Here is a 12,991-nt window from a genome sequence, read left to right on the forward strand (position 1 = left end):
CGCGGGGCGGCCGGTCAGTCGACGAACGCGCGTTCCACAACGTAGCTGCCGGGCTTGTTGTTGGCGCCTTCGGTAAAGCCGCGTTCTTCCAGCAGCGCCTGCGTTTCGCGCAGCATGGCCATGGAGCCGCAGATCATCGCGCGGTCGGTCGCCGGGTCCAGCGGGGCAATATCCAGCGTCTCGAACAGTGTGCCGGTGCGGATCAGGTCGGTGATGCGGCCGGTGCGGGGGTAGGGCTCGCGGGTGGCGCTGTCGAACAGGGTGAGGCGGCCATCCACGAACTCGTGCATCAGCGCGTTGGCCTCGGTGTCGGCAAGCACGTCCTGCGCATAGCGCAATTCGGGAACCGTGCGGCAGGTTTCGGTGAAGATGACGCGCTCGAACTTGTCGTAGGTTTCCGGATCCCGCACCACGGAGGCGAAGGGGGCGGCCCCCGTGCCGGTGGCAAACAGGAACAGCCGCTTGCCCGGCAGAAGCGCGTCGCTCACCAGCGTGCCGGTGGGTTTCTTGCCCAGGAACACGGTGTCGCCGGGCACGATCTTCTGCAGATGCTCGGTCAGGGGGCCGCCGGGCACCTTGATGGAAAAGAACTCCAGCTCTTCGTCCCAAGACGGGCTTGCGATGGAGTAGGCGCGGCGCGGCGTGCCGGGAAGGCCGATCATCACGAACTCGCCGGACCGGAAGCGGAAGCCCGGAGGCCGCGTCATGCGAAAACGGAACAGCGCATCCGTATAGTGCTCGACTGCCGTGACGGTTTCGGCCGTCAGGTTCTTGGGCACTTCGACAGGGCTGGACGCAACGTCTGTGGCGGTCATGACATGCTCAGATTTCGTTTGTACGCGAACGTTATGGGGGGCATCCTTCGTCTGTCAAATATCTTGCGCCGTGGCGCCGCGTCCGCTGAGACTGGGTTTGCCAAGGGGCTGCAACGTCGAGGGATTTCTGATGGCGACCGGAACGCTTGTTATTCGCAATATCGGCCTCTTCCTGACCGGAAAGATGGAAGCGCCGATCCTTGACGCGGACTGCATCATTGCCAGGGACGGCATCATCGCAGCCATCGGCAAGGAGGCCGACCTCGACCTTTCAGGCGCCGACACCACCATCGACGCACAGGGTGTGACCCTGTCCCCGGGCCTGATCGACAGCCACGTTCACCCCGTGATCGGCGACTACACGCCCCGTCAGCAGCAGCTCGGGTGGATCGACTCGACCCTCCACGGCGGCGTTACCACCATGATTTCGGCAGGTGAGGTGCACATGCCGGGTCGGCCGAACGACGTGGTGGGCACCAAGGCGCTCGCGATCGCATCGCAGCGCTGGTATGAAAACCTCCGCCCCTCCGGCGTGAAGGTCCACGCCGGCGCGCCGCTTCTTCAGCACGGGATGGAGGAGCACGATTTCAAGGAGATGGCCGACGCGGGGGTGAAGCTTATCGGCGAAGTGGGCCTTGGCACGGTGAAGGACGGTTCCACCGCAAAGACCATGATCGACTGGGCGCGCAAATACGGCATGCAGTCGACCATTCACACCGGCGGCCCGTCGATCCCCGGCTCCGGTCTCATTGGCGCCGATGTGGTGCTGGAGGCGGGAACGGACGTTGTGGGCCATATCAACGGCGGCCACTCCGCCCTGCCGGACGACCAGATCGTCTGCCTTTGCGAGCAATGCGGGCAGGGGCTGGAAATCGTCCATAACGGCAACGAGCGGGCCGCGCTCCTCACCCTCAACACCGCCCGTGAGCTGAACAAGCTCGACCAGATCATCCTCGGCACCGACGGGCCGGCGGGGTCCGGTGTGCAGCCGCTCGGCATTTTGCGGATGGTGGCCATGCTGTCTGCCCTCGGCAACATTCCGGCGGAGATCGCGCTGTGTTTTGCCACCGGCAACACGGCGCGAGTGCGTTCGCTCGACGCGGGTATTGTGGAGGAGGGCCGCCCGGCCGATTTCGTGCTGATGGATCAGGCGCAGCATGCGCCGGGCCGCACGCTTCTGGAGTCCATCGCGCTCGGCAATCTCCCCGGCGTCGGGATGACGGTGATCGACGGGGCCATCTGCTCGCGTCGCAGCCGCAACACGCCGCCGGCGATGCGCCTGCCGACAGTGGTCGGCGAGGCGTGAGGTCGGCGTCGCAAGGCCCCCGCGCAGACCGGAGGCCGCAACCGACGGCAATCAGGCTCGCATCAATTGCATGTTTTTACTCAACTTTTCGGTTAACCTTTCTAAATCGGTGCAAAAGCGCTTTGATCGGCTCGTAAACGATAAGTTTCTGTGTTGCGCATTTAGCGCATGATGGTGGCAACCAACCGATTGCGACCATCCGGCTCTTTCCACAAGCGACATAGTTCCTTCAATTGGGAGTGAGCTATTGCTGTGGAGTAGACCTGTTGCGTCAAATCGTGCCCATCCTTCTCGTGTCGCTGGCATGTGCCGCGGCACCGGGTCAGGCAGCGGCATTCGAGCTGTTCGGCGTTCACCTGTTCGGCGAACGCAAGGTGGTGGATCTTCCGCCCGACGCAATCAGCTACACCACCGAAGTGACGGTGACCGGCGAAGACGTGGGCGGGCTGAAGAGCGCCTTGCGCAACGCATCGCGCCTCGTTTCCGAATCGAAAGAGCCGAGCCCCAGCCCCGGCGCGCTCCTGTCCCGCGCCAGAAGTGATTATCAGCGCCTTCTCGGCGTGATGTACGGCGAAGGCCGCTACGGCCCTGTCATTTCCATAACGGTCGACGGGCAGGAAGCGTCCGACATGGCCATCGACGCTGCCATCCCCGATGGCGCCAAGGTCGACATCGTCGTCGATCCCGGCCCCCAGTTCGGTTTCGGCAACATCGATGTGGTCAACCCGCCTGCGCCGGTGACGGACGACGGCACCATTCCCGAGACACCGGCAGAGCTTGGCCTGGTGACGGGCGCCCCCGCGCGCGCCACGGTGATCCTCGCCTCCGAAGCGTCGCTGGTCGCGTCATGGCGGGAGCATTCCTATGCCAAGGCGCGGATTGCCGAACGCACCGCTACCGCCCGGCACGAGTCCGACGCGCTGGACGTTTACGTGAATGTCGATCCCGGCCGTCCCGCGGTGTTTGGCGAGACCACGGTCGAGGGCACCGAGGAGATGGACCCCGGCTTCGTCGCCTACTATGCCGGCATCACCCCCGGAGAGCCGTTCGATCCCGACGATCTGCAGCGGGCGCGCGACCAGCTGCGCCGTCTTGAGACCTTCAGCGCTGTGCGCGTGCTGGAGGCCGACGAGATCCGCGATGACGGCACGTTGCCGATCACGCTCCAGGTGTCCGACCGCAAGCGCCGTGTTTACGGCGGTGGCCTCAAATATTCCACCATCGACGGGTTTGGTGCCGAAGCCTACTGGCGCCACCGCAACCTGTTCGGCCGGGCCGAAAAGCTCCAGCTCGAAGCGCGTGTTGGCGGTATCGACGCTGATGATCCGAACGAATACAACTACCGTGTCGCCGCAACCTTCATCAAGCCCGGCCTGTTCACCCCCTACACGGACTGGGTGAGCACCGTTTACGGCGAGCAGCTTGCGCCGGACACGTTCCGCGCGCGGACGTTGGGCGCGCGCACCGGTCTCAAGCACCGTTTCAACCGCAGGCTCAGCGGCGAGCTGTTTGCGCAGGTCGAGGCGTCCACCATCGACCAGACGACCGTCGGCAACGGCGATTTCCTGATGGCAAGCCTCCCCGGCGCAATCAACTACGACGGCAGCAACAACGAGTTTAATCCCTCAAGAGGGTTCCGTATCGGCGTGCGGGCCGAACCGTTCTATGAGGCCAGCTACAACAATATCGGCCTCATCAGCGAGACCGAAGCGTCGGTGTATTACGGGCTCGGCAACGACCGGCTGATCCTGGCGGCGCGGGCCGCGGTGGGCTCCATCGTCGGCGCGCCGCAGGATCAGATCCCCGCCAACCGCCTGTTCTTTGCCGGTGGCGGCGGATCCATCCGCGGCTACCCCTATCGCGGCGTCGGCCCCATCAACAAGAACGGCGAAGTGGTCGGCGGACGCAGCTATTTCGTGGCCTCGCTGGAAGCGCGGGTGCAGGTGACCGAGAGCGTCGGCGTCGTTCCCTTCCTGGACATGGGCAACGCGTTCCGCGCCGAATATCCGAGTTTCAACCAGCCGCTGCGTTACGCGGCGGGTCTTGGCCTGCGCTACAACACCGGCCTCGGGCCGCTGCGTTTTGACGTGGCCGTACCGCTGGACCCGCTGGACGGCGACCCGAACGTGGCCTTCTACATCGGCCTCGGACAGGCATTTTGAGAGTGAGTGGCATGAAGCGTATCATCATCGCACTTGTTCTCATCGTTGGCGCCGCAGCCGGCATTGCCGGCGGCATTGCCGTGGCGCAGGACGACGAACGCTCCCGCTTCGTACGCTTCGTGGAACGGCAGATCTCCACGCCGGACCGGCAGATCCGCCTAGGCCAGATCAACGGCGCGCTGTCGTCGAACGTCAAGATCAGCTCCATCACCATCGCCGACCGTGATGGCGTCTGGCTCACCATCGACGGGGCGGAGCTTGTCTGGTCGCGCCTCGCGCTGCTGCGCGGTCGGCTGGCGATCGACAGCCTGAAGGCCGACGCGATCACCGTGACCCGCACGCCGCTGCCGGCCGAAACCGACGAGCCCATCGACCCGGACGCCGAGTTCGAGCTGCCGAGCCTGCCGGTGTCGGTCAACGTCAAGGAACTCGCCGTGGCGCGGGTGGAACTTGCCGAAGGTGTGGTCGGCCCCGCCGCTGCCATCAAGCTCAACGGGCGCGCCCGCCTTGCCGATGGCGAGCTGGACGTCAACCTCGACGTTGATCGCCTCGACCGGCCGGGCACGCTCGACCTTGCGGCGGTGTTTGATTCCTCGCGCAACCTCTCGGTGGACCTCACGTTGTCGGAGCCGGAAGACGGCGTTCTGGCCAACACGCTGCAGATCGAGGGGCGCCCGCCCATCGTCTTCTCCGTCAAGGGCGACGGGCCGCTGACGGACTATTCCGCCGCCGTCAGCCTCAAGGCCGATGGCGATGAACTGCTTGGCGGCACGCTCGGAATTGCCGGCGTGTCCGGCGGCATGCGCTTTACCGCCGACATCAACGGCAACCTCACTCCGCTGGTGGCCAGCCTCTACGCCCCGCTGGTGGAGGGCGGTTCGGCGATCCAGATCGACGCGACGCGCAACGATGACGGGCGCATCACGGTCGATGCCGGCACGCTGAAAACCGGCGTTGCCGCGCTCTCCTTCAAGGGCGCCTTCTCCGCCGACGGCATTCCGGTCCGGCTCGATGTGGATGGCGACCTGAAGCGCGACGATGGCGCGCCGATCGCGCTGCCCGGCGGTGGCGGCGATTCGACCATCCGCGAGGCGACCATCGACGTCAGCCTCGGACAGGAGGCAGACGGCGCGTTCACGGCCGCAATCATCCTGACGGAACTGGACTCGCCCGTCCTGTCGGCGCCGACCGCGTCAATCCGGGCGTCCGGCACGGCAACGAACATGGCCGATCCGGCTGCCCGTGCGGTGGATTTCACCGTGACCGGGCGTGCCGACGAGCTGGCTTCTGACCGTCCCGGCGTCTCCGAAGCCCTCGGCGACAGCCTGGCGCTCGACGTGGCCGGCTCCTGGCGCGGCGGCCAGCCGCTGACCATCAGCGCCGCAACCCTCGACGCCGACGCGGTGGACGTGGGCTTTGCCGGCACCGTGCTCGACGCCGTCGACGGCCGCTACACGCTGAAGGCGGACCAGCTCTCCGTCCTGTCCGAGATTGCCGGGCGTCCGCTGGGGGGCAGCGTCGACCTCAATGCCAGCGGCAAGGTCGGCTTCGATGGCACGTTCGACATCACCGTCGATGGCACAACGCAGGACCTCGTGGTCGGCGTCGATGCCGCCGATGGCCTTCTGAGCGGCACCACGCGGCTGACCGGAAGCGCCTCGCGCACCGAAGACAGCATCGCGTTCGACAATTTCGCGGTCCGCAACTCGCAGCTTTCGCTCAACGCCAACGGCACGGTGTCGCCGGCGGAGGCAAACCTCCTGGCAACCCTCGACCTTGCGAACCTCAATGCGGTTGCGCCTGAGCTTCAGGGCGCAATCTCGGCGCGGCTCGGTGTCACCGGCGCACCCGCCAGCCCGGTCATTGCGCTGAGCGCCACCAGCGACCGGATCGACCTGCGCGACCAGACCCTCACCGGCCTCGACCTCACCTTCGACGGCACGCTCACCCGCGAAAGCGAAACTCCGTTCGATCTGGATGGCAGGCTCGCGCTGGCCGCCAGCCTTTCCGGCGAGCCGGTGCGCCTTTCGGCAACCCTGTCGTCGGACGATGGCGCGCGTTCCCTGCGTGATCTCGCAGCGCAGGTGGTGGACGCGACGGCAAACGGCAACATCACCTTGAAGGACGGCCTGGTGGCCGGCAGGCTCCAGCTCAACGTTCCCGAACTGTCCCGCCTTGCCCCGCTGGCCCTGACCGACGCCTCCGGCAGTCTCAATGCCGACGTGACGCTCAGCAACAGCGGCGAAACCCAGGACGCCGCCGTAAAGGGCACCGCCCGCGAAATTCGCGTGGCCGGCGTCAGCCTCGGCTTTGCCGCCATCGATCTCACGCTGGATGACGTGACCGGCATTCCCGCCGCCGACGGCACCGCAGACATTCGAGCGCTTCAGGCTGCCGGCTACACCGTTCGCACGGCGGGCCTCACGGCACGGCGCGATGGCGAGACCACCAACCTTTCCCTTTCGGCCGACCTTGGCCGCGGCACGCTGGAGGCCGCGGGCGCCCTTTCCCGGCTGGAGGAGGGGTTTGCCGCCGCCCTCAGCGAATTCCGCCTTGCCAGCGACAGCGTGACTGCCGTCCTCAAGGCACCGACCCGCGTGACGGTGACCAACGCCAATGCGATCACCATCGAGCCGGCGGCCCTCGACGTGGGCGGCGGCGAGATCAACGTCGGCGGCGCGCTGGGCGACACTCTGGACTTCGAGGCGACCATTCGTTCGCTGCCGCTGTCCATCGCCAACCTCATCAAGCCGGACCTCGGCGTCGATGGCGAAATCTCCGGCACGCTGGACCTGACGGGCACCAAGGCGGAGCCCGTGTTCACCGCCATGCTGGATGCCGACCGTGTCACCGCTGCCATGCTCCGCGAGCGCGGCATCGATCCGATCACGCTGACGGCGGACGCCAGCTATCAGGACGGCACGGCCACAATCCGCAAGCTCGAGGCGGATGTGGCCGGCGGCACCATCGAAGCGAGCGGCACCGCCGGCGAGCGGTTCGACCTCGATGCCTCCGTCACCGCGCTGCCGCTGGCGCTCGCCAATGCCTTCGTGCCCGATCTTGCGCTGGCCGGCACATTGTCCGGCACGGCCAAGGTCGAAGGCACGATGGATGAGCCGCAGGCGACGTTCGCGGTGCAGCTGCGCGACGCGCTCGCCAAGCCGCTTCGCGATGCGCGCACCGGCCCGGTGACTGCCGATGTTGCCGGCAGCCTGATGGGAGAGACGGTCAGCCTCACCAACGCCGTGGTGCGCCTCGGAAACGGGCGGATCAGCGCAACCGGCGACGTGGGCGAGAATCTCGATCTCAAGGTTCGGCTCGCCGACCTGCCGCTGGCAATTGCCAACGCCTATGTGCCCGACATGAACGTCTCGGGCACTCTTTCGGGCGACGCCACGGTGACCGGCACCGCCGCATCGCCGATGGCAGACTTCACCGTGTCGGTGCGGGACGTTCTGGCCGCGCCGCTGCGCGCTGCCGCAACCGGCCCGCTCCAGGGCACCATTGCCGGCAGGCTCAATGACGAGACCGTCACCTTGTCTCGGGCCAACGTGACGGTGGGCCGCGGGCAGATCAACGCCACCGGCACCGTGGGCCAGTCCCTCGACCTTACCGTCAACGTCGATTCCCTGCCGCTGGCGCTCGCCAACTTTGCAGCGCCGGACGTCGGCGTCGATGGCGCCCTCTCGGGCCGCGCCACCATCACGGGGCGCGCCGCCAACCCGCGCGTCACCTTCAATATGTCGAGCCCGCGTCTCAGCACCGCGGCCACCCGCCAGGCGGGCCTGCCGGCGGGCGAAATTTCAGCGGCCGGCACATACGCCAACGGCACCGCCGCAATCGACCGGGCGCTGGTGCGCATCGGCGGGGGCGAAGTGCGCGCGTCCGGCCGGGTCGGTGACCGGCTCGACGTGCGGGCGACCATCACCTCCCTGCCGCTGTCGCTGGCCAACGGCGTCCAGCCCGGTCTCGACATTGGCGGCCGGCTTGCCGGCACGGTGTCGGCCAACGGCTCGCTGACGAGACCCGCCGCAAACTTCGACCTCAACGTCAGCGGCCTTTCCGCAGCGCCGCTTGCAAGCGCCGGCGTTTCGGGCGTGGACGTGCGGGCCAGCGGCCAGTTCGCCAACAACACGGTGCGCCTGACCCAGGCGCGTGCCACGGGCAGCGGCCTCGATGTTTCGGCAAGCGGCACCGTGCCGCTCTCCGGCGGCGGGCTCAACCTGACCGTCAATGCCGAGGCGCCGCTATCGCTGGCAGACGCCGCGCTGGCAAGCCGCGGTGCCCGCGCCACCGGCACCGTGGTTGCCAACGTGCGCGTCGGGGGCTCCCTGTCGGACCCGCAGATCAATGGCGACGTGCGCACCTCCGGCGCCACGTTCCGTGACCCGCTGTCCAACCTCGTCGTCAACGACATCACGCTGGATGCCGGCATGTCTGGCGACCGGGTCAATATCCGCACGTTGCGCGCCGGGCTTGGTGACGGCACCGTCACGGTCACGGGCAGCGTCGGCCTCAACAACGGCTTCCCCGCCGACCTTGCCATCGCCCTGCGCAATGCCCGCTACGCAGATGGCAAGCTGTTCGCAGTCACCCTCGGCGGAGACCTCACGGTGACCGGCAACCTCACCGGCGCGCCGACCGTTGCCGGCGTGATCGATGTGGACCGCGCGGAAATCACGGTGCCGGAGCAGCTCGGCGGTTCGGGCACGCTGATCGACGTGCGCCACGTGGATCCATCCCGCGCCGTGCTGGAGACGCTGCGGCGCGCGCAGTTCGGGCCCTACGCCTCAACCAACGAAGGCGGGACGGATGCCACCGGCCTCAACCTCGACGTAACGGTCAACGCACCCCGCCGCATCTTCATCCGCGGCCGCGGCATCGACGCCGAGCTCGGCGGCAATCTGCGTGTAACGGGTCCCATCTCCGACGTGGTTCCGGTGGGCCAGTTCGACCTGATCCGCGGCCGGCTCAACATTCTGGGCCAGCGCATCACGTTCACCGAAGGTTCGGTCTCGCTGGTCGGCGATCTCAATCCGTCGATCCGTCTGGTCGCCGAAACGCAAGGCAATGGCGTGACCGTGCGCGTGATCGTGTCCGGTGATGCAAGCAGCCCGGACGTCAGCTTCGAAAGCACGCCCGAGCTGCCGCAGGACGAGGTGCTCGCACAGCTCCTCTTCGGTCGCAGCATCGGCGATCTGTCGGCATTCCAGATCGCGCAGCTTGCGGCGGCCGTGGCCGAGCTTGCAGGCTCCGGCGGCGGCCCCGGCATCCTGGAGCAGCTCCGCGTCTTCTCCGGCCTCGACAACCTCGAGATCGTGACCGACGAGCAGGGCAACACCGCCGCCCAGGCGGGCCGCTACATTGCCGACAACATCTACCTCGGCGTGCGGGCCGGCGAGAGCTCGGGCATCACGGTCAACATCGATATCACCAAGAACCTCAAGTTCCGCGGCGAAGCGATGACGGACGAAAGCACCCTCGGCATCTACTTCGAACGTGAGTATTGATGGGTAATCACCCTTGGCTGCATCAAGCAGCCTGGGGTTGTTGTACTACATTCTAACAGTTCTTATTTCAGTATTGAGCTGGTTTAGAATAGGTAAAATCTACGCGTTATTTGTCGGCATCGGTTGACGACCTCGTTTTTAGGCAGATACACCCTCCGGGAATATCTGACTTCAGGAGGAATCAACAATGCGGAAGCTCGCTTGCGCTTTGGTCGCACTTGCCATTGCCACCCCTGCCATGGCGAACGAGGTGAACATCTATTCCTCACGCCATTACGACACCGACGACGCGCTGTACGAGAACTTTACCGCCGCAACCGGCATTGCCGTGAACCGGATCGAAGACGATGCGGATGTCCTGATCGAGCGGCTGAAGTCCGAAGGGGAGCTGAGCCCGGCGGACATTCTGGTCACCGTTGACGTCGGGCGCATCATTCGCGCGGAAGACGCCGGCGTCCTGCAGAAGCTTCAGTCCGAAGCAGCCGATGCAAAGGTCCCCGCCGAACTCCACGACGATGCGGACCTGTGGGTCGGCGTCACCACCCGCGCCCGCCTGATCTTCTACGACAAGAACGACGTGACGGAGCCGCCGCAGACTTACGAGGCGCTGGCCGACCCCCGATACAAGGGGATGATCTGCACGCGCTCGTCCTCCAACGTCTACATGCTGTCGCTGCTCGCCTCGATCATCGAGCATGATGGCGAAGAAGCGGCCAAGGCATGGGCGGAAGGCGTGAAGAACAATTTCGCACGCGATCCGGTGGGCGGCGACACCGACCAGCTGCGCGGGTTGATCTCGGGCGAATGCGACATCGTCCTGTCCAACCACTATTATTACGCCCGTGCCTTCCGCCAGGAAGTGGAGGGGCTGACCGACGGGATCGAGCAGATCGGCTGGGTGTTCCCCAACCAGGAAACCACCGGCGCGCACATCAACATCTCCGGCGTGGGGATCGCGAAATACTCGCCCAACGCGGACAACGCACGCACCTTCATCGAATATCTGCTGACGCCGGATGCGCAGAAGCTGCTGGCCGACGGTAACGACGAATTCCCTGTGGTGGCGGGTATCGAGCCGTCGGAAGGGGTTCAGAAACTCGGCGACTTCAAGCGGGACCAGGTGGCACTGGCAGCGGTCGCCAACAACGTCGCCCGTGCGCAGGAGATCTACAACGAAGTCGGCTACAAGTAGCCGCCTCACGCCGCGGCCTTCGGGCCGCGGCACGCTCTGATGGCCCCCACTCATTGACATTGCGCCCAAGCCGTTCGATCCGCTGACGCTGCATGTGGGGAGAAACGCCATGAGAGCACTGATCGTCGAGAAACAGGACGACGCTGTTTCCGCAACAATCCAGACCATTGACGAGAGCCGCCTGCCGGCCGGCGAACCCGGCGACCAGATGGTCACGGTCAAAATTTCCCACACCACGGTCAACTACAAGGACGGGCTGTGCGTCACCGGCACCGGCGGGCTGGTGCGCAACTTTCCGCATGTGCCGGGGATCGACTTTGCCGGCACCGTGGAGACCTCGGACGACCCCCGCTACAAGCCGGGCGATGCAGTGGTGCTGACCGGCTGGCGCGTGGGCGAGGCGTGGTGGGGCGGCTACGCGGAGAAGGCCCGCGTGAAGGGCGACTGGCTTGTGCCGTTGCCGGACGGCCTCACGGCGCGGCAGGCCATGGCCGTGGGCACTGCGGGCTTTACCGCAATGCTGGCGGTGATGGCGCTGGAACGCCACGGCCTCAAGACCGGCGGACGGCCCGTGCTGGTCACTGGCGCGTCCGGCGGTGTCGGTTCGGTTGCGGTGGCGATCCTCTCCCGCCTCGGCCACGACGTTGCCGCAGTCACCGGCCGGCCGGAACAGGCCGACTACCTGAGCGACCTTGGCGCCACGTCCATCGTGCCGCGCGCCGATCTCGCGGAGGCGCCATCGCGTCCCCTCGGCCGCGAGACGTATGCCGGCTGCATCGACGCGGTGGGCGGCGCGATGCTCTCCCACGCCCTCACATTGCTGGAATATGGCGGCAGCGCAGCGGCGGTGGGTCTTGCGGGCGGTGCGAAGATGGACGGCGCCACCGTGGTGCCGTTTCTCCTGCGCGGCATAAACCTTCTCGGCATCGACTCGGTGATGCAGCCGCGCGAAAACCGGCTGGAGGCGTGGACGCGCGTTGCCCGCGACCTGCCCATGGAAAAGCTGGAAGCCATGATCGTCCCGGCGACGCTGGACGATGTGCCAGAGCTGGCGGAGGACATTCTGAAAGGCAAGGTTCGGGGCCGCGTGGTGGTGGAAGTTTAGGCAGCCCCCTTTCGCTGCGCTGCGCCGTCACATAGGTGACGCGCGGTGCTGCGCCGTTCCGGCGGGCACCGGTTTGGCCCAGTCGGAGCTTTTATGCGGGAGCGTTTGCGCGCCATCGTGACGTCGCGGCAGTGGGAGATGGCGATCACCGCCATCATCCTGTTCAACGCCGTCACGCTGGGTCTTGAAACCAGCGAGCGGCTGATGGCCGCCTACGGCCCGGTCCTTCATGCCATCGACAAGGTGGTGCTTGGCATCTTCGTCGCCGAAATTGCGGCCCGGCTTTACGTCCATCGCCTCCGCTTCTTCAGCGACCCCTGGGGGCTGTTCGATTTCGTCATTGTCGGCATCGCGCTGATGCCGGCGAGCGGGCCGTTCTCGGTCCTGCGCTCGCTGCGTATCCTGCGGGTTCTGCGGCTCATCTCGGTGGTGCCGTCGCTGCGGCGGGTGGTGAACGGGCTCGTCAACGCGCTGCCGGGCATGGCGTCCATCGTGGCGCTCTTGTCGATCGTGTTCTACGTCGGCTCGGTGATGGCGACGGAGCTGTTCGGCGCGGCCTTCCCCGAATGGTTCGGCACCATCGGCCTTTCCGCCTACACCCTGTTCCAGATCATGACGCTCGAGAGCTGGTCCATGGGCATCGCCCGGCCGGTGATGGAGGCCTACCCCTACGCCTGGGCGTTCTTCGTTCCGTTCATCCTGATGACGGCGTTCGTGGTCCTCAACCTCTTCATCGGTGTGGTGGTCTCGGCCATGCAGGAAACGGTCGAGACCGAAGCCGCCGACAGCCGCCAGCAACTGGCCGAGGAGGGCGCCGCCCTCTCGGTCGGCCTGCGCGAGCTGCGGGACGAGGTCGCCGCTCTCCGCCGCGCGGTGGAAGCGCGACCGCCCGGCACCTGAA

Annotated in this window: 7 protein-coding genes; 6 read left to right on the forward strand and 1 reads right to left on the reverse strand. The window is 66.4% G+C overall.

The window, feature by feature from the left end; translation table 11 throughout:
* Nucleotides 1-14 precede the first annotated feature (14 nt).
* A complete protein-coding gene (locus RDV64_RS10230; RefSeq protein WP_309199149.1) occupies nt 15-815 on the reverse strand; it encodes a ferredoxin--NADP reductase in 801 nt (266 codons plus the stop codon).
* Between the two features lie 130 nt (nt 816-945).
* On the opposite strand from RDV64_RS10230, the gene RDV64_RS10235 reads away from it, so the two are divergent.
* The 6 genes from RDV64_RS10235 to RDV64_RS10260 all read left to right on the forward strand — a co-directional run bounded on the left by RDV64_RS10235 (nt 946) and on the right by RDV64_RS10260 (nt 12,990).
* Complete coding sequence (locus tag RDV64_RS10235; protein ID WP_309199150.1) at nt 946-2,121, forward strand: amidohydrolase family protein; 1,176 nt, start codon at nt 946-948, stop codon at nt 2,119-2,121.
* A gap of 266 nt (nt 2,122-2,387) precedes the next feature.
* Complete coding sequence (locus RDV64_RS10240) at nt 2,388-4,283, forward strand: autotransporter assembly complex family protein (RefSeq protein ID WP_309199151.1); 1,896 nt, start codon at nt 2,388-2,390, stop codon at nt 4,281-4,283.
* 11 nt (nt 4,284-4,294) lie between these two features.
* Nucleotides 4,295-9,793, forward strand: coding sequence for a translocation/assembly module TamB domain-containing protein (locus RDV64_RS10245; RefSeq protein WP_309199152.1), 5,499 nt, complete (start codon nt 4,295-4,297; stop codon nt 9,791-9,793).
* Nucleotides 9,794-9,980: 187 nt separating this feature from the next.
* Nucleotides 9,981-10,985, forward strand: coding sequence for an extracellular solute-binding protein (locus RDV64_RS10250; RefSeq protein WP_309199153.1), 1,005 nt, complete (start codon nt 9,981-9,983; stop codon nt 10,983-10,985).
* Nucleotides 10,986-11,094: 109 nt separating this feature from the next.
* Nucleotides 11,095-12,090 carry an MDR family oxidoreductase gene (locus RDV64_RS10255; RefSeq protein ID WP_309199154.1) on the forward strand — a complete coding sequence of 332 codons (996 nt, stop codon included), beginning with the start codon at nt 11,095-11,097 and terminating at the stop codon, nt 12,088-12,090.
* 93 nt (nt 12,091-12,183) lie between these two features.
* The gene (locus RDV64_RS10260; RefSeq protein WP_309199155.1) at nt 12,184-12,990 is read left to right on the forward strand and encodes an ion transporter; all 807 of its coding nucleotides are present in this window, start codon (nt 12,184-12,186) and stop codon (nt 12,988-12,990) included.
* Nucleotide 12,991 lies beyond the last annotated feature (1 nt).

Origin of the sequence: Acuticoccus sp. MNP-M23 (assembly GCF_031195445.1) — a bacterium.
Taxonomy (GTDB): domain Bacteria; phylum Pseudomonadota; class Alphaproteobacteria; order Rhizobiales; family Amorphaceae; genus Acuticoccus.

Excerpts from the sequence above, each read along its gene's own strand:
- RDV64_RS10230 (WP_309199149.1), bottom strand. The coding sequence starts at position 815 with ATGACCGCCACAGACGTTGCGTCCAGCCCTGTCGAAGTGCCCAAGAAC.
- RDV64_RS10235 (WP_309199150.1), top strand. The coding sequence starts at position 946 with ATGGCGACCGGAACGCTTGTTATTCGCAATATCGGCCTCTTCCTGACC.
- RDV64_RS10245 (WP_309199152.1), top strand. The coding sequence starts at position 4,295 with ATGAAGCGTATCATCATCGCACTTGTTCTCATCGTTGGCGCCGCAGCC.
- RDV64_RS10250 (WP_309199153.1), top strand. The coding sequence starts at position 9,981 with ATGCGGAAGCTCGCTTGCGCTTTGGTCGCACTTGCCATTGCCACCCCT.
- RDV64_RS10255 (WP_309199154.1), top strand. The coding sequence starts at position 11,095 with ATGAGAGCACTGATCGTCGAGAAACAGGACGACGCTGTTTCCGCAACA.
- RDV64_RS10260 (WP_309199155.1), top strand. The coding sequence starts at position 12,184 with ATGCGGGAGCGTTTGCGCGCCATCGTGACGTCGCGGCAGTGGGAGATG.